This is a genomic window from Pseudomonas sp. P179, from assembly GCF_000478485.2.
Classification (GTDB): Bacteria; Pseudomonadota; Gammaproteobacteria; order Pseudomonadales; family Pseudomonadaceae; genus Pseudomonas; species Pseudomonas aeruginosa.
On sequence record NZ_KI517354.1, the window covers coordinates 4,741,965 to 4,761,913 of the forward strand.

A 19,949-nucleotide genomic window follows, 5' to 3' on the forward strand; every position below is an offset into this window, starting at 1 on the left:
AGCGATGACCAGGGGTTTTGCTTTTGCGCGCGGAAAAAGGCGTGCTTCCTGTTCACCTTGCCGAAACCCTCCTGGCATGTCCTCTTTCGCGTCTAGCGTAGCGAGAGTCCGGGCGGATCCGCATGGCGCTGGCGTTCTTGGGTTCGCCGTACCTATCCCGATCCGCGAGTTAGGGCCTCGCTTCGAGGAGAAAGACGAAAGGTGGCTTCCGATGAAGGGAATCGCTTGATTTACTGTATGAATAAACAGTATCTTGAGCGCTCCCCCCTTCGTGGCCATCCCTGTTGGCCATCCCAAGGCAGCTCGTCTCTCGAGCTGCCTTTTTCTTTGTCTCAATGGAAATCCCGGCTGCGGACGTCCAGGCCGGTGAGTAGAGGGGTCAGGTCATGCAGGCGCCCTGCGATGACGTGGCGCACCTCGCCGGAGGACTCCAGGATGCCCTCCACCTGCAGCAGCCGGGACTCGAGGAATGGCCGCCTCTGCCGTTCGGCGAGGTCGTGCCGGACCACCACGTTGACCATGCCGAACTCGTCCTCCAGGGTGATGAAGGTGATGCCGCTGGCGGTCTGTGGGCGCTGCCGGCCGACCACCAGGCCGGCGACCCGTATCGGTCGCCCATGTCCCAGTTTCGCCAGTTCGCGGGAGTCGCGGCAGCGGCGGGCCTTGAGCTGTCCACGCAAGAGTTTCAGCGGATGCGGGCCGAGGGTGGTGCCGAGGAGAGCGTAATCGCTCAGCAGTTCCTCGCCGCGCGAAGGCAGCGGCAGGCTGACCGTGGTTTCTTCGATGACGGTCCCTTCGGCGAACAGTGGCAATTGCGGCTCGACGCTGGCGACGGCCCAGCGCGCCTTGTGCCGGTGTCCGGCGAGACCGCGCAGGGCGCCGGCATCGGCCAGCAACTCCAGGGCCCGGGCGTCGAGCCTGGCGCGTCGGCCGAGATCGTGCACGTCGAGGAACGGCTCGGCCTCCCGGACCTGCTCGATACGCCTGGCATCCTCCTCGCGAAAGCCTCGGATCATCCGCAGGCCGAGGCGTATGGCCGGTTGCGCCTGGCCGAACGGCTCCAGGCTGCAATCCCAACCGCTGTGGCGGACATCCACCGGGCGTGTCTGCAGGGTGTGGCGGCGGGCGTCCTGGAGCAACTGGTCGGGGCTGTAGAAGCCCATCGGCCAACTGTTGATCAAGGCGCAGGCGAAGGCCGCCGGCTCGTGACGTTTCAGCCAACTGCTGGCGTAGGTGAGCAGGGCGAAGCTGGCGGCGTGGGATTCAGGGAAACCGTAGCTGCCGAAGCCTTTGATCTGCTCGAAGATGCGCGCTGCGAAGTCGGCCTCGTAGCTCTTGGCGAGCATGCCCCGGGTCAGCCGCTCGCGGTGGTGTTCCAGGCCGCCATGACGCTTCCAGGCGGCCATCGAACGACGCAGTTCGTCCGCCTCGCCCGGCGTGTAGTCGGCGGCGACGATCGCCAGTTCCATGACCTGTTCCTGGAACAACGGGACGCCCAGGGTACGTTCGAAGACCTTCTCCAGTTCGGCCGATGGATAGGCCACCGGCTCTTCACCGTTTCGCCGGCGCAGGTAAGGATGCACCATGTCGCCCTGGATCGGCCCCGGCCGGACGATGGCGACCTGGATCACCAGATCGTAGAACTTCTGCGGGCGCAGGCGTGGCAGCATGGCCATCTGTGCGCGCGATTCGATCTGGAACACACCGATGGTATCGGCGCGGCTGATCATTTCGTAGGTGGCCGGGTCTTCGCTCGGGATACTGGCGATGCTCAACCGCTTGCCGCCGCGCAGCGCGTGGATCAGGTCGAAGCTGCGGCGCAGGGCGCTGAGCATGCCCAGGGCGAGGACGTCGACCTTGAGCAGGCCGACCGCGTCGAGATCGTCCTTGTCCCACTGGATCACCGTGCGCTCGGCCATGCTGGCATTCTCCACCGGGACCAGGGTGTCCAATGGCTGTTCGGAGATGACGAAGCCGCCGGGGTGCTGCGAGAGGTGGCGCGGAAAACCGATCAACTCGTCGGTCAGGGCCAGCACCCGGCGCAGGATCGGACTCTGCGGATCGAAGCCGGCCTCTTCCAGGCGTTCGGCGCTGGGGGCCTGGTCGCTCCAGCGGCCGCAGCAGTTGGCCAGGACGTCGACCTGCTCGGGCGGCAGACCCAGGGCCTTGGCTACGTCGCGCACCGCGCCGGCGCCGTGGTAGGTGCTGACCACCGCGGTCAGCGCCGCGCGCTGGCGTCCGTAGCGTGTGAAAACGTACTGGATGACCTCCTCGCGGCGCTCGTGTTCGAAATCCACGTCGATGTCCGGTGGTTCGTTGCGCTCGCGGGAAAGGAAGCGCTCGAACAGCAGGTTGGTCCGGTCCGGGTCCAACTCGGTGATGCCGAGGGCGAAGCACACTGCCGAGTTGGCCGCCGAGCCGCGGCCCTGGCAAAGGATTTTCCGGCCCCGGGCGAAGGCGACGATGTCCTGCACGGTGAGGAAATAGCTTTCATAGCCCAGTTCGGCGATCAGCTCGAGTTCTCTCCCGATCTGCTTGCGGACCTTGGCGCTCGCGCCGTTCGGCCAGCGCCTGGCGATGCCCTGTTCGGTGAGATGGCGGAGCCATGACGCCGGGTCGTGTCCGGCCGGTACCAATTCGCGTGGGTACTGGTATTTCAGCTGTTCCAGATCGAACCGGCAGCGTTCGGCGATCTTCAGGGTTTCCGCCAGCAGGGCTTGCGGGTAGATCCCCTGCAGGGCCTCCAGGGTACGCAGGTGGCGTTCCCCGTTGGGGAAGAGATAGGCGCCGGCCTCGCTGACCGGAAGATGGTTGCGGATCGCTGTCATGCAGTCCTGCAGGGCTCGCCTGCCGCGGGCGTGCATGTGGACGTCGCCGCAGGCCACGGGCGGTAGCCGGAGATGCGAGGCGAGCGCGAGCAGTTTGTCCAGGCGGGCATCGTCATCGGCGCCGCGATGCAACTCGACGCCCAGCCAAAGGCGCTGGGGGAAGCGTTCGCGGAGCCAGGCAGCCTGCTCGTCCCCATGGTCGTTCGGCAACCAGATCGCCAACAGGCCGGCGAGCGGCTGTTGCAGATCTTCGCGCAGCAGCCGGTAGTGGCCCTTGTCGGCTTGTCGCCGGCCGCGGGTGATGAGGCGACAGAGGTTCTGGTAGCCCTCCAGGTCCTCCGCCAGGAGGACCAGCTTGGGCCCCTGTTCGAGGCGGATTTCGCTGCCGATGATCAGTTGTACCTGATGCTCCCGCGCCGCCTGCCAGGCCCGCACGATACCGGCCAGGCTGCATTCGTCGGTGATCGCCAGGGCCCGATAGCCCAGGCGTGCTGCACGGGCGAAGAGTTCCGCGGCGCTGGAGGCGCCGCGCTGGAAACTGAAGTTGGACAGGCAATGCAGTTCGGCGTAGGCGCTCATGCGAACCAGCCATGCAGCCACAGCGGCCCTTCGCTGCCGACCTCGCGATAGACCCAGGCACGTTGTCCGCTGCGGGTTTCCACCAGGTAATAGTCGCGGCGGATGTCTTCGCCATCCCACCAGCCCGACTCGATCCGCTCCGGGCCGGCCAGCACGGTGGGCAAGGCCTCGCCGAGGGGGCGTGGCTCCGCCAGCAGCCAGCCGGGGCGGAGGCCGCAGGCTGCCGGCGATTGCGCCCTGTAGCAGCTGTGCGGCCGCCAGCTTCGCTCCGGACGGTGTTCGGCGACGGCGCTCAGGCCCTGTACCGCCTCGTCGCCCAGCCGCGCGCGCAGGCGTTCCCGCAACTGTTCCCAGCCGAGATACTGCTGTGGGCGCTCGTCGAACAGTTCGCGGTGCTGCGGCGTGAAAGGAGGCAGCTCGCGGGCCTCCAGGCGCACGGCATGCACGGGGGCGGGCAGTTGCAGCTGTTCGAGACGGCCGCGGGTCAGTTCGAAGAGCATGGCCGCCTCGCGTTCGGCGCTGAGCAGGCCGACCGTGACCTGGCTGTCGGCGCGCCCGTGATGCTCCAGATGCAGGGTGAAGCGCTGCACGCCGCTGTCGCGTCCGGCGAGAAAGGCGGCGAGATCGGCGCTCAGCCGTCGCAGGGGGAAGAGCAGGGCCTGGTGCGACTCCACGTCGAAATTGAGTTCGATGCGCAGGTCGAAGGTGTCCGGCGGCCGGTAGTGCTCCAGCGCCAGCGGGCTGCGGCCGCAGAGGCGGTCGATGTGCAATAGCAGTTCGGCCGGGAAGCGACGGGCCAGGGCGGCGCGCGGCAACTCGAGGACCTGGCGCAGATGGCGCAGTCCCATGCGTCCGAGGGCGACGGCCAGCTCCCGCGAGAGTCCCAGGCGGTCCAGCGGAAGGGCGGACAACTGGCGTTGCAGCGCTGTCTCGTCCTCGATGGCCAGGCCGTCGTGGCTGTTCGCCAGGACCCTCGCCGCCACCGGGTTCGGCGCCAGGCACAGGCGATGGCGGAAGCCCAGCGCCGTGAGTTCCTTGCGCAAGCGGGCCTCGAAGCGTGGCCAGGGGCCGAACAGGGCAAGGCTGGACTGCACTTCCAGCAGCAGCGCACGCGGATAGTGCAGGCTGACCTGCGAGCTGAAACCGTAGGCCCAGGCGGCGAGGAAGGCCTGCCAGCGCTCCACGGCGGCGAGGTCGTATTCCGCCGTGGCGAAGTCCCGGCTCAGGGCCTGGGCGGCGATCAGCGATTGACCGGGCTTCAGGCCGAGCGCGCGTGCCGCTGGGTTGACCGCCTGCAACTGCCGGCGCTGCGCTGGGCCGCCGAGCAGCGCCAGCGGTGCGTCGGGATTGCTCCGTTGACGCAGCGCGCTGTCCATGGCCAGTTGCGGCAGGAGAATGCAAGCCCAGAGCATGGTCGCCTCATTGCCAGGCGCTGGCCGGCAGGGCGGTCGCCGGCGCGAGGCCGCCCCGGCACTTGAGGATGCGCAGGCGTGGGGGGCGGGTTTCGATGCACAGGCGTAGCGCTGCCGGCGAAGGGTTGACCGCTTCGCGCAGGGGGCGATAGGCGAAACCCAGGGCCTGACCGCTTTCGGCGGCGACCTGGAGGCGGCGCAGGGCGCGGTCGTCGGCCTGCTGCGGCCAGCACAGCACTGCGGCGCAACTGCCCGAGCGCAGGCACTGTTCGGCAGCCCACAAGGCGTCGCGTCCGCTGGCCTGCAACAGGACCAGGTGGCGCAGGTCGACCGCGGCGGCCAGCCAGGCCTGCGGATAAGGTACATAGGGGGCGCCGACCAGGACGACACGACGTTGCGCCTGGGTCAGGCGAGCGAGGGTCGGCATCAGTAGTTGCAGTTCGCCGACACCGTCGCGGGCATGGAGGATTTCGCTCAGGGCATGCTCCGGCCAACCGCCGCCGGGCAGCAGTGCGTCCAGGCGCGCATGCCCGGTGGGCAGGGAAGCGCCGGCCGGTACGGCGGACTGGCCTTTCCAGATCCTACGTGCGTCGAGCAGCGCACTCAGCGCTATGCCATTGCCTCGTCCGGCGACGGCTGCGGGTGGGGAGATGTCGGCTACGGATGAAAGGGAGGCCAAGGAAATAACTCGAATGCTGTATGTAAATACAGTATTTGCTGTAGTCCTTTTCTGGTCAATGGCAGTCGGTCGGCATCCTTTCATGTGACACTGAGATTCAATAACGAATATAATTGAGAATCGTTATTGATCCTGGGCGCGCTATGTCGGCCCAGTGCGTTCCGTCCCTCGAAAGGAATTCCCCTATGGATACCCTGGCCCCTGAATCCACTCGGCAAAACCTGCGTTCGCAACGCCTCAACCTGCTGACCAACGAGCCGCACCAGCGCCTGGAGAGCCTGGTGAAGAGCAAGGAACCCTTCGCCAGCCGGGACAATTTCGCCCGCTTCGTCGCCGCCCAGTACCTCTTCCAGCATGACCTGGAGCCGCTTTATCGCAACGAAGCGCTGGCCCGCCTGTTCCCCGGCCTGGCTTCCCGCGCCCGCGACGACGCCGCTCGTGCAGACCTGGCGGACCTCGGCCATCCGGTGCCGGAGGGCGACCAGAGCGTGCGCGAGGCCGACCTGAGCCTGGCCGAGGCACTGGGCTGGCTGTTCGTTTCCGAAGGTTCGAAGCTGGGCGCTGCGTTCCTGTTCAAGAAAGCCGCCGCGCTCGAACTCGACGAGAACTTCGGCGCCCGCCATCTGGCCGAACCGGAAGGCGGCCGCGCGCAAGGCTGGAAGAGCTTCGTGGCGATCCTCGACGGCATCGAGCTGAACGAGGAAGAAGAGCGCCTGGCCGCCAAGGGCGCCAGCGATGCCTTCAATCGTTTCGGCGACCTGCTGGAGCGTACCTTCGCCTGAGGGGCGTTCCTTGTCCTTTGATCGGCGGCCAACCTCGCCGACGACGATTGCCCCGGCCTGGTTGCCGGGGTTTTCTGTCTTGCGCCGCCGGCCAGGAGCGCGGACCTGCGGAGACCCTTAGCGAGGCGGCCGCTGCGCTTCCACTGAGTTGCCGAACGAGGTGCCCAGGCGAATGCGCGTCGCCGATTGGTTGTACAGGCCGAGCTGGTTTGGCGGACGCCGGACGATGGCGGCGGAATCCAGCTCCTGTTCGCGGCGGGTCCTGGCCGCGCTGTCAGGATCGGTCATCTGCTGGCTCAGGCATTCATAGGACAAAGCCTGGTAGCCGTTGACCTCGGTGTTGATGCAGTTCGCCGGCGGCGTCGGCTCGTCGGCCAGGGTGGCGTTCATGGCCAGGCCCAGGATCAGGGCCGGCAGAACCTGCGATGAACGGTGCATGGCGATTCTCCCGCGCTGGGATGGTGGTTTCCCGCTTATACGGCAATCGGTGAAAACATGTCACCGCAGGTACCGTCACACCACAGTCACACAGTGCCATCAGGATGTCCCTCCTGGGTGATGGCCATCTGGCCTGAACCGGGTAGTTCGGACTGGAATCCGTTGATGTCGATCCTCGGGGTGGCAAGGTCGTGCGCAGTGTCGTTGCTCGGTCTCGGCATGCTGCTGCCGGCGTCCGGCGCCGTGCCGGGCGATGGCGGCAGGCCGCCGTTGCGCCTGGCGGTGCACGCGTTCGATATTCCTCCGCAGAGCCTGGCATCGGCGCTGGTGACCTACAGCGGGGTGACGGGAATGGCGGTTCTGGTGGATGGCGAGCTGGCCCGTGGACGGCGCTCGGCCCGCTTGCAGGGGCGCTTCACCGCCAGCGACGCCCTGACCCGACTGCTCGGCGGAACCGGCCTGATGGCGCGCTACACCAGCCAGGAAGCGTTCACCCTGCTGCCGGCGCAGGCCGTCAGGAACGCTGCGCCGCTGCCGGCAGAGATGCCGAAGGTCGAGCAGCCGCTGGATCGCCGCTACGCGGGAGCGGTCCAGGCGGCGCTGGAAGAACAGTTGTGCCGCTCGCCGCGCACTCGTCCGGGTACCTATCGCGCGGTGCTGCAACTCTGGATCGGTCGCTTCGGCGAGGTTCGCCACAGTCGCCTGCTCGGTTCGACCGGCGACCCGCAGCGGGACAGCGCCCTGGTGGAAAGCCTGCGCGGCGTGCGGGTGATGCAGGCGACGCCCGCTACGCTGGCCCAGCCGCTGACCATCCTGTTGCTGCCGAAGACGACGGGCAAGGCCATGGAATGCAAGCTGACGGAGGGAGTGGGAGGGTCATGAGCGATTCGCGGCAAAGCGCGATGGTGAAGCTGTTCCTCGCCTCCTACGACGACTTCAAGGCGCGCCTGAAACGGCGCCTGGGCTCCGAGGACCTGGCGTGCGACGTGCTGCACGAAACCTACCTGAGAGTCGACCGGCTGGATGATGCCCTGGAGGTCAAGAAGCCCCAGGCCTACCTGTTCCGTATTGCCCTGAACATTGCCGCCGACCGCCGCGAGGGCGACGCCCGCCTGCTCACCGGGGAGGAGGTGGCGGAGCTGTTGCAGGTGGCCGACGAAGGCCTCGACCCGGAGCGCATCGTCGGCGGTCACGCCGAGATCCGTCGCCTGCTGGAGGCGCTCTGCGAACTGCCGGCGCGGCGTCGGCAGATTCTCATCGCCTCGCGCCTGGAAGAGACGCCGCATGCGGAAATCTCCCGTCGCTTCGGCATTTCCACCCGCACCGTGGAGAAGGAACTCAAGGCCGCCCTGTGGTTCTGCGCGGAGCGCCTGGAAAGAAAAGTCATCCAGAGGTTCGGTCCCGGGGCCGGAAAACCGTCATAAGCATAAGCAGGTGGAAAACCGCCGCCATATCCATCCCATGAGCCATTCCGGTGTCCGTACAGCACAGTCATGACAGCCTCAGACTCCGCCGCCGATGAAACCGGCGACCTTCGCCACGAAGCGCACGCCTGGGTGATCAGCCTGACCTCCGGACGCGTCACCCAGGGCGACGCGCGGGCCTTCCGCCAGTGGTGTGCGCGCAGCCCGCAACACCTGCGAGCGTTCGTCGAGGCGCGCGATCTCTGGCAGGCGCTCGGCAGTGCCGCCGCTCTGCCGCTGGAGCCGCCGGCCGTGGCGCAGATCGCGCCGAGGCGTTTCGGTCGTCGCTGGTTCGTCGGCGGTGCGCTGGCCGCCTCGGTGGCGTTGTTCGTCTTGCGCCCGTCGCTGCTCGACCATGGCCTGGGCGGCGCCGACTACGTCACGGCGGTCGGCGAGCAACGCCAGGTGCAGGTGAGCGGCGAGACGCGGATCGAGATGAACACCCGCACCCGCCTGAACGTGCGGCGCAATCAAGAGCAGCAGGAAACCATCGAACTGCTCGGCGGCGAGGCCGAGATCATCGCCAGCCACCCGCCGCAGAGCAGCCTGCGGGTGATGGCCGGGAGCGCCTGGCTGAGCGCCAGCCGGGCCCGCTTCAACGTGCGCAGCAGCGGTGATGTCTGCGTGGTGACCTGCCTGGAGGGCAGCGTGCGGCTCGAACACCTCGGCCAGCGCCTGGACCTCCAGGCCGGCCAGCAGCTGACCTTCGACGAGCGACGCAACGGACCGCCGGTGCCTTTCGACGTTGCCGAGGTGATGGCCTGGCGCGAGCGCATGCTGGTGTTCAACGACGTACCGTTGGCCACGGTGATCGACGAAATCAACCGCTACCGTCCCGGCATGCTCCTGCTGCTGGACAAGGCCCTTGGCCGACGCCGGGTCCAGGCCCGTTTCAGCCTCGATCAACTGGCCGACGTGGCGACCCTGATCCGCGATGCCTATGGCATCGAGGTCACCCGCCTGCCGGGCGGGGTGGTGCTGCTCGGCTGAGCCACCGCTTCATTGCAGGGCCACCACCCGTCGATAGCGCTCCACGCCGTTGCGGGTGACCCGCGACAGGCTGATCTCCAGTCCGCTGGCGCGGACTTTGCTGCGTGCCGGCAGGCGCGTCCAGCCCTTTCCCGGCACCCAGGCACGGATCTCGAACCGACTCACGTCGTCCAGCACAGCCACCCGCTCCGCCAGCGGCGGCAACGGCAGGCGGTCGCCGCTGGGCGAGGCGGCGCGGTAGAGGATCTTGCCCTGTCGCCACCAGCGCACGCGCTGCAGCGGCGCGCCTGGCTCGGTACTGGCGCGGACGATGTCCAGGCGCAATGGAATCTCGCTCAGGCGCTTCAGTGCGAGTCCGGGCGGCAGGCTGTCGCCGGCCCGGATCGGCTCGTCGCCGCTGGGCAGGCCGGTCTCCTCCCGGATGGCGCTGTGCAGGGCGATGTCGCGCTCCAGCTGGTTCAGCGCGCGCAGTAGCGCGGCGCCCTGCTCGGTGCTGTCCTCCAGGTGCGCGCTGGCCCGGGCGATGCTGTCCAGGCCGCGCCAGGCCATCAGGCTGACGATGGCCATGAGCATGATCGCGACCATCACCTCGATCAGGGTGAAGCCGGCTTGCCGGCGCCGCGTCGTCGCGCGTTCAGTGTACCCGGACATGGCCGTTCGCCTCGCGCAGCACGGTGACGCTGTGTTGGCCGTCGGAGAGCGTTATCCGCAACGGCGCGCCGATCCATTCGGCGTCCAGCAACACCGGTCGCGGCGGGCGCACGCTGACCCGCAGCGGCGCGGCCTGCCAGTCGCGCGCGCGCAATTCGGTGTCGGCGGCGAAGGCGTCGGTCTTGCCGCGATAGGCCTGCGGGCTGAAGCGATAGCCCTTGGCGCTGGGCTGCCAGAGGATCGGCGTACCGCGTACCCGCGCTTCGCCCTGGGCTATTTCCAGCAACCGCGCCAGGCGCGCGGCATCCTGGCGCAGCAGGCCCGTCGGGTCGGGGCGGGCGCTCAGGCTGATGGCCGCCGTGGCGATGCCGACGATTACCAGCACCACCATCAGTTCGATCAGGGTGAAACCGCCTTGCCGGGGTCGCCTCACCGGATGCCGCTCCGCGAAGAGAGAGGTTTCCAGAGTGCCCGACGAAGATGATCGGCGTGTGAAACATAACGGAGAGAATTCCGCGCTAGGCTGGTGCCGGGGCGCCGTTCGTGGCGCCCGTCGCCCAGACGCCAGGAGAGCCCGCCATGCCGGCCATGCCCCGTATCGATCCGCCCCGCCTGGTCCAGTTCGCCGCCGTGCTGGCGATCCTCGCCGGCCTGCTGTTCTGGGGCTATCTGTTGCTGGCGCCGATTCCCGGCGTGGTCCAGGCCGAGGTCGCCGACGTTCCGCCGCCCAGCGGCGAGGGCGCCGCTCAACGCTGGTTCGCGACGCCTTCCAGTGAGGTCGAGGTGCAACTGGCGGGATTGATCAGCGGTGGTCCCGCGGCGATCGCCATCCTCTCGGTGAACGGCGCGCCGGCCCAGGCCTATCGCGAGGGCGAGGTCCTGGCACGTGCGGCGAAGGTGCGGCGGATAGAGGCCGACGCGGTACTCATCGAGCAGAACGGCGAGGTTCGCCGGGTGGCCATGCAGCGGCTCGCCGAACCGCCGCCGCTGGATACCCTCAAGCGCGGTTGAGATCACCGGGAGCGGCTCAGCAGGGTGTTCAGGCGCGCCAGCGGCACCGCCTGTTCGCGCTGCGTGCGCACACGGATTTCCACCCACAGTAGCGCGGGGTCGTCGGTGGCCTCGACGCGTTGTTCGCAGTACAACCGCAGGCGGCCCTGGGAGCATTCGAAATCACTGTTTCCCGGAGCCGTGCCGACGCCCAGGCGTAGCTCGGCGAGCCGGCTCTCCGCTGCCAGCAGGGCCAGCGACTTGTCGCGCAACAGACCATTGCCGTCGGTCATCAGGCCCACCGCGCGGATCGCCGCGGCCAGGGCGATGGCGACGATGGCCAGCGCGACCAGCACTTCGATCAGGGTGAAACCGCGGGAAGACAGGCGCGTGGACATCGCGGAAAGGTCGGCGAAAGGGGACTTCCAGGCTAGCCGGGAAATCTGACCGATCCCTGACAAAAGCTCGGGAGGGCGCTCCCGCGAGCCATCCCCGGCGCCTGCCGGAAAGCCCGGCTCCAGGGCCTTGCGGGCGCCTCCGGAAGAGCGGCGCACCCGAGGATTTTCAATATCGTTGACATATCTTCCTGAAACAATCCGCGGCGAATCGAACCATGCCGAGGAGTGTCGAGATGGATGTCGTGCAGTTCAGCTCCAGCCCGAAAGGACATCGGGGACAGCGGGGCTTCACCCTGATCGAGATCATGGTGGTGGTGGTGATCCTCGGCATCCTCGCCGCGATGGTGGTGCCCAAGGTGCTCGACCGTCCCGACCAGGCCCGCGCCACCGCGGCGCGCCAGGACATCTCCGGGCTGATGCAGGCGCTCAAGCTCTACCGCCTCGACCAGGGCCGCTATCCGAGCCAGGCGCAGGGCTTGAAGGTGCTCGCGGAGCGCCCTGCCGATGCCTCGGCGAGCAACTGGCGCTCGTACCTGGAGCGCCTGCCCAACGACCCCTGGGGCAAGCCCTACCAGTACCTGAATCCCGGCGTGAACGGTGAGATCGACGTGTTCTCCCTCGGCGCCGACGGGCAGCCGGGCGGCGAGGGCATCAACGCCGACATCGGCTCCTGGCAGCTCTGAGCGCGCCATGAACGGTCATCGCCAGCGCGGCATGGCGATCATCAGCGCGCTGCTGATCGTCACCGTGGTCGCGGTCATAGCCGCCGGCCTGATCGCCCGCCAGAGCGCATTCATCCGCGCCCTGGAAAGCGAGCAGCTACGCATCCAGGCCGGCTGGATGCTGCGCGGCGGCCTGGAATGGAGCCGCCAGTTGCTGCTCGAGGACAGCCGCCGCGACCCGCTGACCCGCCTCGACCAGCGCTGGGCGCAACCGATGCGTGGCTTGCGTCTGAGCAGCGCCGAATTGCCGTTCAACGGCCAACTGGAAGACGAGCAGGGCAAGTTCAACCTGCGCAACCTGTTGGTCGACCAACGCCCCGATCTCCAGGAGCGAGCGAACTTCGAACGCCTCGCCGGTCTGCTCGGCGTGCGCCCGAAGGAGACGCGGCTGATCGTCGAGCGGGTACTCGATTCCTATGCACGGCTGCCCGCCGAAGCGCCGCCGGCCGAGACGCAACCCGCAGGTTTCGACAGCGGCCGCGAGACTTCGCCGGGCGCCGTGTTGCGTGCGCTTCCGGCGCGCATGCCGGCGCTCAGGCGTCTCGACGACCTGGCGCGGCTGGGCATTCCGCCGGCGACCCTGGAACGCCTGCGACCCTACGTCACCATCCTGCCCGAAACCACCTGGATCAACGGCAACACCGCGCGCGCCGAAGTGCTCGCCGCCTGTGTCCCCGGCCTCGGGCTGGACCAGGCGCGGCGGGTGCTAGGCGAGCGCGACCGGGGCCGCTGGTTCCTCAATCGCGGCGACTTCGTCAACCGCCTGAACATGCCGCAATTGCAGGCGCAGTCGGTGAAGGTCGGGATCACCAGCGACTGGTTCCTGCTCACCGCCTATGCCCGGCGCGACCGGCAAGAGGTGCGCCTGCAAGCCCTGGTGCAGCGCAAGGCCGGTGAAAGCACGGCGGTCAACTGGATGAGGGTGGGCTCATGAAGGCCGCCTGGCGTTGCCTGCTGCCGCCGCTGAGCGAGTTCGCCGAGGCGGCGCCGCTGCATTGTTTGCGCCTGGATGCGCGCGGCGCGGTGCAGGAACGAATCGAGGTCTCGCTCGCGGAACTGGCGCGGCGGCGCCAGGGGTTGCCGGTGGCGCTGTTCCTGCATCCGCGCGATTGCCGCCTGGTCAGTCTCGAACTGCCGGCGCTGCCTGCGGCGAAGCTTGCCGCCGCGGTGAACTGCGCGGCCGAGGCGCTGGTCCTTGGCGATCCGGCGCAGCTACGCCTGGCCCACGGCCCGCGCGGCGCCGACGGGCGCCTGACCTTGGGGTGGCTGGAGGCGTCGGCGCTGGCCTCGCTGGAGCAGGCCGTACAGCGGCTGCGGCTCGACGTGCGGGAGGTGCAGGCCGCGCCGTTCCTCCTGCCGTTGCGCGATGACGCTTGGGTGGCCGGCGAGTGGGACGGCCATCTGCTGTTGCGCCGCTCGCTGAGCGACGCTGTGGTCCATCCCTTGCCGGAGCAGGGCCTCGCTGAGGTCCCGCAGGAGTTGCGGCTGTTCTGGCTGGGCGAGCGTCCGGCGTGGCGCTCCGCAGCCCTGGAGCGGGCCGAGGCGCTGGACGAAGCGCTGCGCTGGAGCGGGCCCGCCAGTCCGTGGGGATTGGCGCTGAAAGCGCCGGCGACGAGCGCCGGCAACGGCACCTGGAAGATGCCCCTGATCTGCGCTGCCCTGGCCTTGCTGGTGTGGGTCGCCGGCCTGAACCTGTACGCCGGGCAACTGGCCGAGCAGGGCCAGTCCTTGCAACGGCAGAGCAGTCAACGCGTGCAGCAGGCCTTCCCGGAACTGCCGGTGGTGCTCGATCCGCTGCGCCAGGCTCGCGAGCGACGCGACGCCTATCTGGCCGGCAAGGCCGATGGCGATGCCGTACCGGGGCTGGCCGCGCTGCTGCATGGCGCCGGCGAGGCGATGCCGTTCCTCGCCGGACGCCTGCAACGACTGGACTACCACGCCGGCGAACTGGACCTGGAGCTGCTGCCGGGACCGCCAGGCGGCGATGCCGCTGCCTGGCAGGGCGAGTTGGGCAAGCACGGGTTGCAGGCCGATGCCTCCGACAAGGGCTGGCAGGTGCGCGCCATGGAAGCGCCGCCAGCGCCGGCCGCTGGCGCGGCAGACAGTGGCACTGCCGAGGCGGCTGCCGATGAAGATGAATAAGCGCCTGGCGGGCCTGCTGAATACTCCGGCGCAGCGCTGGAGTCCCCTGCTGCTGCGATTGCAGGCCTACTGGCGGCAACTGGCGCCGCGCGAGCGCAAGATTCTCGCCGGCGGTGGCCTGGCGCTATGCCTGGCGCTGACCTGGCAAGTGTTCATCGATCCGCCGCTGGCGCGGATCGAGCATTGGCAAGCCGAACTGCCGCGCCTGCGTGCGCAGGCTGCGGCGGTGGACGGCGTGTTGCGTGAGGTCGAGGCGTTGCGCGGTCCGACCCTGAGCGGTACGGCGGACGCCGAGGCGATCCGTCGCAGCCTGCGCGATCAGGGACTCGACGGTTTCCAACTGGACGCCCCGCAACCGGGCCAATGGCAACTGGACTTCGCCAGCGTGTCCGGCGAGGCCTTGCTGCGCTGGCTGGCGCGCAGCCCGGCAGCGTTGCGCCTGAGCGTCAGCGAGGCGCAGGTGACGCGTCTCGATGCTCCTTCCGAGGAGCGCTCCGGCTCTTCGAACGAGCCGTCCGGCGGGCTGGTGTCCGCCTCGATCCATTTGCAGTCGACTTCCGCTCCCAAGGATTCCCCATGAGGCAATCAGCTTTCCACCATGCCCGGCGTCGTTGGCCTGTACTGGGCGTGGCGCTGGGCGCGCTGCTGGTCGCGGCGTGTAGCGAGACGCCGAAGGTCCCCGGCGTGCCCCCGGCCGACGAGGAAGTCGGCCGGCCGCTGAGCAGTGTCCGCTCCGGTGCGCCGTTGCGCAGCGCCGACGTCCGCGAGCGGCCCCAGGCCGAGCAGGCCCGCCGCGCGCTGAGTGCCGGACGCGGCGTAGCGCGCTCCGGTGGCGTGGCTCCGGTCCCAGCGACAGCGGCCGAACTCGGCGAGCAGCCGGTCAGCCTGAATTTCGTCGATACCGAGGTGGAAGCGGTGGTGCGCGCGCTGTCGCGCGCCACCGGCCGGCAGTTCCTGGTCGACCCGCGGGTGAAGGGCAAGCTGACCCTGGTTTCCGAAGGCCAGGTGCCGGCGCGCACCGCCTACCGCATGCTCACCAGCGCCCTGCGCATGCAGGGCTTCAGCGTGGTCGACGTCGACGGGGTCAGCCAGGTGGTGCCGGAGGCCGACGCCAAGCTGCTCGGCGGGCCGGTCTACGGCGCCGACCGGCCGGCGGCCAACGGTATGGTCACGCGGACCTTCCGCCTGCGCTACGAGAACGCGGTGAACCTGATCCCGGTACTGCGCCCGATCGTCGCGCAGAACAACCCGATCAATGCCTATCCGGGGAACAACACCGTGGTGGTCACCGACTACGCGGAAAACCTCGACCGGGTCGCCGGGATCATCGCCAGCATCGACATCCCCAGCGCCAGCGACACCGACGTGGTACCGATCCAGAACGGCATCGCGGTGGACATCGCCAGCACCGTCTCCGAACTGCTCGACAGCCAGGGCAGCGGCGGCGCCGAGCAGGGCCAGAAGACCGTGGTGCTCGCCGACCCACGCTCCAACAGCATCGTGATCCGCTCGCCGAGCCCAGAGCGCACGCAATTGGCGCGCGACCTGATCGGCAAGCTGGACAGCGTGCAAAGCAATCCCGGCAACCTCCATGTGGTCTACTTGCGCAACGCCCAGGCGACCCGCCTGGCCCAGGCCCTGCGCGGGCTGATCACCGGCGACAGCGGCGGCGAGGGCAACGAGGGCGACCAGCAGCGCGCGCGCCTGAGCGGCGGCGGCATGCTCGGTGGCGGCAATAGCGGTACTGGTAGCCAGGGCCTGGGGAGCAGCGGCAATACCACGGGCAGCGGTTCCAGCGGGTTGGGCGGCAGCAACCGCAGCGGCGGCGCCTATGGTGCGATGGGCAGCGGCCAGGGCGGCGCCGGACCCGGTGCGATGGGCGAGGAGAACTCGGCGTTCTCCGCCGGCGGGGTCACCGTACAGGCCGACGCCACCACCAACACCCTGCTGATTTCCGCACCCGAGCCGTTGTACCGCAACCTCCGCGAAGTCATCGACCTGCTCGACCAGCGCCGCGCCCAGGTGGTGATCGAAAGCCTGATCGTCGAGGTCAGCGAAGACGACTCCAGCGAGTTCGGCATCCAGTGGCAGGCCGGCAACCTCGGCGGCAACGGCGTGTTCGGCGGGGTCAACTTCGGCCAGTCGGCGCTGAACACGGCCGGCAAGAACACCATCGACGTGTTGCCCAAGGGGCTCAACATCGGCCTGGTGGATGGCACCGTGGACATCCCCGGGATCGGCAAGATCCTCGACCTCAAGGTGCTCGCCCGGGCGCTGAAGAGCCGCGGCGGCACCAACGTCCTGTCGACCCCGAACCTGCTGACCCTGGACAACGAGTCGGCGAGCATCATGGTCGGCCAGACCATACCCTTCGTCAGCGGCCAGTACGTCACCGACGGCGGCGGTACCAGCAACAACCCGTTCCAGACCATCCAGCGCGAGGACGTCGGCCTGAAGCTGAACATCCGTCCGCAGATCTCCGAGGGAGGAACGGTCAAGCTCGACGTCTACCAGGAAGTCAGCAGCGTCGACGAGCGCGCCAGCACCGCCGCCGGGGTGGTCACCAACAAGCGCGCGATCGATACCAGCATCCTCCTCGACGACGGCCAGATCATGGTCCTCGGCGGCCTGTTGCAGGACAACGTGCAGGACAACACCGACGGCGTTCCCGGACTCTCCAGCCTCCCCGGCGTCGGCTCGCTGTTCCGCTACCAGAAGCGCTCGCGGACCAAGACCAACCTGATGGTCTTCCTGCGTCCCTACATCGTCCGCGACGCCGCCGCCGGCCGCAGCATCACCCTCAACCGCTACGACTTCATCCGCCGCGCCCAGCAGCGCGTGCAGCCGCGCCACGACTGGAGCGTCGGCGACATGCAGGCTCCGGTGCTGCCGCCGGCGCAGCAGGGCATCCCGCAGGCCGCCTACGACTTGCGCCCGAGCCCGCGGCCGCTGCGCGCGGTACCGCTGGGCGAGGCGGCGCCGCTATGAGCCTGCTGCCCTACGCCTGGGCCAAGGCGCAGCGCGCCTTGCTGCGGCCGGGCGAGCATGGCGCGACCCTGCTGGTCAGCCCGCGGACGCCCGGCTGGGCGATCAGCGAGGTGCGCCAGCGGCATGCGCCGGCCAGCCTGGAGAGCGTCCGCGACGACGAGCTCGACACCCTGCTGGCCAGCGCCTACTCCGATACCGGCAGCGCCGCGGCGGTGGTCGGCGCGGCGGAGAGCGAGGTCGACCTCGACCGCCTGATGGACGATATCCCCGAGGTTACCGACCTGCTCGACACCCAGGATGGCGCGCCAGTGATCCGCATGATCAACGCGCTGCTGACCCAGGCCGCGCGCGATGAGGCCAGCGACATCCACATCGAGCCCTTCGAGACCCATTCGGTGGTGCGCTACCGCGTCGACGGCGCCCTGCGCGACGTGGTCGCGCCGCGCAAGGCGCTGCACGCGGCGCTGGTGTCGCGGATCAAGATCATGGCGCAGCTGGATATCGCCGAGAAACGCCTGCCCCAGGACGGCCGCATCGCCTTGCGGGTAGCCGGGCGGCCGATCGACATTCGCGTCTCCACCGTGCCCACCGGCCACGGCGAACGGGTGGTGATGCGCCTGCTCGACAAGCAGGCCGGACGCCTGAGGCTGGAGACCCTGGGCATGGCTCCCGGCGTGCTGGCGCCGCTGGACAACCTGATCCGCCAGCCGCACGGCATCGTGCTGGTCACCGGGCCCACCGGCAGCGGCAAGACCACCACCCTCTACGCCGCCCTGGCGCGGCTCGACGCCAGCACCAGCAACATCCTCACCGTCGAGGACCCGGTGGAGTACGACCTGCCGGGGATCAGCCAGATCCAGGTCAACGCGCGCATCGACATGACCTTCGCCGTAGCCCTGCGGGCGATCCTCCGGCAGGACCCGGACATCATCATGATCGGCGAGATCCGCGACCTGGAGACCGCGCAGATCGCCGTGCAGGCCTCGCTCACCGGGCATCTGGTGCTGGCCACGCTGCACACCAACGACGCGGTGTCGGCAGTGACGCGGCTGGTGGACATGGGGGTCGAGCCGTTCCTGCTCGCCTCGTCGATGCTTGGCGTACTCGCCCAGCGCCTGGTGCGGCGCCTGTGCACGCATTGCCGGGTCGAAGAGGATGGCGGCTGGCGCGCGGTCGGCTGCCCGGCTTGCAACCAGACTGGCTACAGCGGGCGCACCGGCATCCACGAACTGTTCGTGATCGACGACGAGATCCGCCGCCTGGTCCACCAGGGCCGCACCGAGCAGGATCTCCGCGAAGCCGCCCGCGCGGCCGGCATGCGCAGCATGCGCGAGGACGGCGAGCGCTGGATCGCCAGCGGCTCCACCACCCTGGAGGAAATCCTCCGCGTGACCCGGGACGCCTGATGCAGACCTTCCGCTACGAAGCCGCCGACGCCCAGGGCCGGATCGAGACCGGCACCCTGGAGGCGGACAGCCAGCGTGGCGCCCTCGGCCAACTGCGCGCCCGCGGCCTGACCCCGCTGGAGGTCCGCGAGCAGGCTGGCGGCGGGACCGGGCAAGGGGCGGGCGCGCTGTTCGCCCCGCGCCTGTCCGACGGCGACCTGGCCTGGGCCACCCGCCAGCTGGCCAGCCTGCTGGCCGCCAGCCTGCCGCTGGAGGCGGCGCTGAGCGCCACCCTCGACCAGGCCGAGCGCAAGCACATCGCCCAGACCCTGAGCGCCGTGCGCAGCGACGTGCGCGGCGGCATGCGCCTGGCCGACGCCCTTGCCGCACGGCCGCGGGACTTCCCGGAAATCTACCGGGCGCTGGTGGCTGCGGGCGAGGAGTCCGGCGACCTGGCCCAGGTGATGGAGCGCCTGGCCGACTACATCGAGGAACGCAACGCCCTGCGCGGCAAGATCCTCACCGCGTTCATCTACCCGGCGGTGGTCGGCGTGGTCTCCATCGGCATCGTCATTTTCCTCCTCGGCTACGTGGTGCCGCAGGTGGTCAGCGCCTTCTCCCAGGCGCGCCAGGACCTGCCGGCGCTGACCCGGGCGATGCTCCAGGCCAGCGACTTCGTGCGCGCCTGGGGCTGGCTCTGCGCCGGCGCCATCGGTAGCGCTTACTGGGGCTGGCGCTTGTACCTGCGCGACCCGCAGGCGCGGCTCAGCTGGCACCGGCGAGTGCTGCGCCTGCCTCTGCTCGGTCGCTTCGTGCTCGGGGTGAATACCGCGCGCTTCGCCTCCACCCTGGCGATCCTCGGCAGCGCTGGCGTACCGCTGCTGCGCGCGCTCGATGCGGCGCGCCAGACGTTGGCCAACGACTGCCTCGCGCAGGCGGTGGAGGAGGCCACCGCGCAGGTTCGCGAAGGTGTCTCGCTGGCCTCGGCGCTGCGCACGCGGCAGGTGTTCCCGCCGATCCTCACCCACCTGATCGCCAGCGGCGAGAAGACCGGTGCGCTGCCGCCGATGCTCGACCGCGCGGCGCAGACCCTGTCGCGCGACATCGAGCGCCGCGCCATGGGCATGACCGCGTTGCTCGAGCCGCTGATGATCGTGGTCATGGGCGGGGTGGTGCTGACCATCGTGATGGCGGTGCTGATGCCGATCATCGAGATGAACCAACTGGTCCAGTAGTCCGTACCTGAACAAGCCCTTCCCGTGCTGGGCGATTAACCGCTCGCGGCTATCCGCCGTGGGGATGGGGCGTCTCAGCAGTCTTCCGAAGAGAGGTATCGGCGGATAACGCCGCTGGCGTAATCCGCCCTACGGGAGGGGCCTGTGCAAGCCGGCCTTCCTCTCGCTGTCATCAACCCGTGTGGCCTCTCGCCAGGGCTCGGGTGCATGTTTCAGCAAGGTTGCCCCGAGGGCGCGCCATGGCCGTCGCGGGCCGGCCGCCGGGAG

19 protein-coding genes are annotated in these 19,949 nt (G+C 69.0%); 12 read left to right on the forward strand and 7 right to left on the reverse strand.

Annotation, left to right across the window (positions count from 1 at the left end; translation table 11 throughout):
* Nucleotides 1-332 precede the first annotated feature (332 nt).
* The 3 genes from dnaE2 to imuA are packed head-to-tail and all read right to left on the reverse strand — an operon-like array spanning nucleotide 333 to nucleotide 5,432.
* Nucleotides 333-3,428 carry an error-prone DNA polymerase gene (gene dnaE2 / locus HMPREF1224_RS34090; RefSeq protein WP_074198617.1) on the reverse strand — a complete coding sequence of 1,032 codons (3,096 nt, stop codon included), beginning with the start codon at nucleotides 3,426-3,428 and terminating at the stop codon, nucleotides 333-335.
* Nucleotides 3,404-4,819, reverse strand: a complete 1,416-nt coding sequence (locus HMPREF1224_RS34095) for a Y-family DNA polymerase (protein WP_010793835.1) — start codon at nucleotides 4,817-4,819, stop codon at nucleotides 3,404-3,406. The genes dnaE2 and HMPREF1224_RS34095 overlap by 25 nt, the downstream gene beginning before the upstream one ends.
* Before the next feature lie 7 nt (nucleotides 4,820-4,826).
* Nucleotides 4,827-5,432: a translesion DNA synthesis-associated protein ImuA gene (imuA, locus tag HMPREF1224_RS34100; protein WP_031627677.1), complete on the reverse strand. Its 606-nt coding sequence runs from the start codon at nucleotides 5,430-5,432 to the stop codon at nucleotides 4,827-4,829.
* A gap of 251 nt (nucleotides 5,433-5,683) precedes the next feature.
* Here imuA and pigA point away from each other — a divergent pair, with 251 nt between their 5' ends.
* On the forward strand, nucleotides 5,684-6,280 hold the full coding sequence (pigA, locus tag HMPREF1224_RS34105) for a biliverdin-producing heme oxygenase PigA (protein WP_003085321.1): 597 nt from the start codon (nucleotides 5,684-5,686) through the stop codon (nucleotides 6,278-6,280).
* A gap of 117 nt (nucleotides 6,281-6,397) precedes the next feature.
* Here pigA and HMPREF1224_RS34110 read toward each other — a convergent pair whose 3' ends face one another.
* Nucleotides 6,398-6,718 carry a hypothetical protein gene (locus HMPREF1224_RS34110; RefSeq protein ID WP_003455167.1) on the reverse strand — a complete coding sequence of 107 codons (321 nt, stop codon included), beginning with the start codon at nucleotides 6,716-6,718 and terminating at the stop codon, nucleotides 6,398-6,400.
* 165 nt (nucleotides 6,719-6,883) lie between these two features.
* Between HMPREF1224_RS34110 and vreA the strand changes: the two genes are divergently transcribed.
* From vreA to vreR, 3 genes are all read left to right on the forward strand, one after another.
* On the forward strand, nucleotides 6,884-7,600 hold the full coding sequence (gene vreA / locus HMPREF1224_RS34115) for a TonB-dependent outer membrane receptor VreA (RefSeq protein ID WP_003120815.1): 717 nt from the start codon (nucleotides 6,884-6,886) through the stop codon (nucleotides 7,598-7,600).
* Nucleotides 7,597-8,142 carry an RNA polymerase sigma factor VreI gene (gene vreI / locus HMPREF1224_RS34120; RefSeq protein ID WP_003085329.1) on the forward strand — a complete coding sequence of 182 codons (546 nt, stop codon included), beginning with the start codon at nucleotides 7,597-7,599 and terminating at the stop codon, nucleotides 8,140-8,142. The genes vreA and vreI overlap by 4 nt, the downstream gene beginning before the upstream one ends.
* Nucleotides 8,143-8,211: 69 nt before the next feature.
* Entirely contained in the window at nucleotides 8,212-9,171 is a 960-nt protein-coding gene (gene vreR, locus HMPREF1224_RS34125) for an anti-sigma factor VreR (RefSeq protein WP_003106396.1), read from the forward strand.
* Between the two features lie 9 nt (nucleotides 9,172-9,180).
* On the opposite strand, the gene HMPREF1224_RS34130 is transcribed toward vreR, so the two are convergent.
* Complete coding sequence (locus HMPREF1224_RS34130) at nucleotides 9,181-9,822, reverse strand: PulJ/GspJ family protein (protein WP_010793836.1); 642 nt, start codon at nucleotides 9,820-9,822, stop codon at nucleotides 9,181-9,183.
* On the reverse strand, nucleotides 9,806-10,255 hold the full coding sequence (gene gspH / locus HMPREF1224_RS34135) for a type II secretion system minor pseudopilin GspH (protein WP_003111910.1): 450 nt from the start codon (nucleotides 10,253-10,255) through the stop codon (nucleotides 9,806-9,808). Before gspH ends, HMPREF1224_RS34130 begins: the two co-directional genes overlap by 17 nt.
* A gap of 146 nt (nucleotides 10,256-10,401) precedes the next feature.
* Here gspH and HMPREF1224_RS34140 point away from each other — a divergent pair, with 146 nt between their 5' ends.
* Entirely contained in the window at nucleotides 10,402-10,833 is a 432-nt protein-coding gene (locus HMPREF1224_RS34140) for a type II secretion system protein N (protein WP_003455151.1), read from the forward strand.
* Nucleotides 10,834-10,835: 2 nt separating this feature from the next.
* Here HMPREF1224_RS34140 and gspI read toward each other — a convergent pair whose 3' ends face one another.
* The gene (gspI, locus tag HMPREF1224_RS34145) at nucleotides 10,836-11,210 is read right to left on the reverse strand and encodes a type II secretion system minor pseudopilin GspI (protein WP_003455149.1); all 375 of its coding nucleotides are present in this window, start codon (nucleotides 11,208-11,210) and stop codon (nucleotides 10,836-10,838) included.
* Between the two features lie 233 nt (nucleotides 11,211-11,443).
* Here gspI and gspG point away from each other — a divergent pair, with 233 nt between their 5' ends.
* The 7 genes from gspG to gspF are packed head-to-tail and all read left to right on the forward strand — an operon-like array spanning nucleotide 11,444 to nucleotide 19,682.
* A complete protein-coding gene (gspG, locus tag HMPREF1224_RS34150) occupies nucleotides 11,444-11,893 on the forward strand; it encodes a type II secretion system major pseudopilin GspG (RefSeq protein WP_003085349.1) in 450 nt (149 codons plus the stop codon).
* A 7-nt stretch (nucleotides 11,894-11,900) separates the two neighbouring features.
* Nucleotides 11,901-12,866 (forward strand): type II secretion system minor pseudopilin GspK, encoded by a 966-nt coding sequence (gene gspK, locus HMPREF1224_RS34155; RefSeq protein ID WP_003106847.1) that lies wholly within the window; start codon nucleotides 11,901-11,903, stop codon nucleotides 12,864-12,866.
* Nucleotides 12,863-14,074, forward strand: coding sequence for a type II secretion system protein GspL (gspL, locus tag HMPREF1224_RS34160; RefSeq protein ID WP_010793837.1), 1,212 nt, complete (start codon nucleotides 12,863-12,865; stop codon nucleotides 14,072-14,074). Before gspK ends, gspL begins: the two co-directional genes overlap by 4 nt.
* Nucleotides 14,061-14,654 (forward strand): type II secretion system protein M, encoded by a 594-nt coding sequence (locus HMPREF1224_RS34165; protein ID WP_010793838.1) that lies wholly within the window; start codon nucleotides 14,061-14,063, stop codon nucleotides 14,652-14,654. Before gspL ends, HMPREF1224_RS34165 begins: the two co-directional genes overlap by 14 nt.
* Nucleotides 14,651-17,062: a type II secretion system secretin GspD gene (gspD, locus tag HMPREF1224_RS34170; RefSeq protein WP_010793839.1), complete on the forward strand. Its 2,412-nt coding sequence runs from the start codon at nucleotides 14,651-14,653 to the stop codon at nucleotides 17,060-17,062. The genes HMPREF1224_RS34165 and gspD overlap by 4 nt, the downstream gene beginning before the upstream one ends.
* The gene (gspE, locus tag HMPREF1224_RS34175) at nucleotides 17,059-18,468 is read left to right on the forward strand and encodes a type II secretion system ATPase GspE (protein ID WP_003158899.1); all 1,410 of its coding nucleotides are present in this window, start codon (nucleotides 17,059-17,061) and stop codon (nucleotides 18,466-18,468) included. The genes gspD and gspE overlap by 4 nt, the downstream gene beginning before the upstream one ends.
* Entirely contained in the window at nucleotides 18,468-19,682 is a 1,215-nt protein-coding gene (gene gspF / locus HMPREF1224_RS34180; RefSeq protein ID WP_010793840.1) for a type II secretion system inner membrane protein GspF, read from the forward strand. Before gspE ends, gspF begins: the two co-directional genes overlap by 1 nt.
* The last annotated feature ends 267 nt before the right edge of the window (nucleotides 19,683-19,949 follow it).

Excerpts from the sequence above, each read along its gene's own strand:
- HMPREF1224_RS34095 (WP_010793835.1), bottom strand. The coding sequence starts at position 4,819 with ATGCTCTGGGCTTGCATTCTCCTGCCGCAACTGGCCATGGACAGCGCG.
- pigA (WP_003085321.1), top strand. The coding sequence starts at position 5,684 with ATGGATACCCTGGCCCCTGAATCCACTCGGCAAAACCTGCGTTCGCAA.
- HMPREF1224_RS34110 (WP_003455167.1), bottom strand. The coding sequence starts at position 6,718 with ATGCACCGTTCATCGCAGGTTCTGCCGGCCCTGATCCTGGGCCTGGCC.
- vreA (WP_003120815.1), top strand. The coding sequence starts at position 6,884 with ATGTCGATCCTCGGGGTGGCAAGGTCGTGCGCAGTGTCGTTGCTCGGT.
- vreI (WP_003085329.1), top strand. The coding sequence starts at position 7,597 with ATGAGCGATTCGCGGCAAAGCGCGATGGTGAAGCTGTTCCTCGCCTCC.
- vreR (WP_003106396.1), top strand. The coding sequence starts at position 8,212 with ATGACAGCCTCAGACTCCGCCGCCGATGAAACCGGCGACCTTCGCCAC.
- HMPREF1224_RS34130 (WP_010793836.1), bottom strand. The coding sequence starts at position 9,822 with ATGTCCGGGTACACTGAACGCGCGACGACGCGGCGCCGGCAAGCCGGC.
- HMPREF1224_RS34140 (WP_003455151.1), top strand. The coding sequence starts at position 10,402 with ATGCCGGCCATGCCCCGTATCGATCCGCCCCGCCTGGTCCAGTTCGCC.
- gspI (WP_003455149.1), bottom strand. The coding sequence starts at position 11,210 with ATGTCCACGCGCCTGTCTTCCCGCGGTTTCACCCTGATCGAAGTGCTG.
- gspG (WP_003085349.1), top strand. The coding sequence starts at position 11,444 with ATGGATGTCGTGCAGTTCAGCTCCAGCCCGAAAGGACATCGGGGACAG.
- gspK (WP_003106847.1), top strand. The coding sequence starts at position 11,901 with ATGAACGGTCATCGCCAGCGCGGCATGGCGATCATCAGCGCGCTGCTG.
- gspL (WP_010793837.1), top strand. The coding sequence starts at position 12,863 with ATGAAGGCCGCCTGGCGTTGCCTGCTGCCGCCGCTGAGCGAGTTCGCC.
- HMPREF1224_RS34165 (WP_010793838.1), top strand. The coding sequence starts at position 14,061 with ATGAAGATGAATAAGCGCCTGGCGGGCCTGCTGAATACTCCGGCGCAG.
- gspD (WP_010793839.1), top strand. The coding sequence starts at position 14,651 with ATGAGGCAATCAGCTTTCCACCATGCCCGGCGTCGTTGGCCTGTACTG.
- gspE (WP_003158899.1), top strand. The coding sequence starts at position 17,059 with ATGAGCCTGCTGCCCTACGCCTGGGCCAAGGCGCAGCGCGCCTTGCTG.
- gspF (WP_010793840.1), top strand. The coding sequence starts at position 18,468 with ATGCAGACCTTCCGCTACGAAGCCGCCGACGCCCAGGGCCGGATCGAG.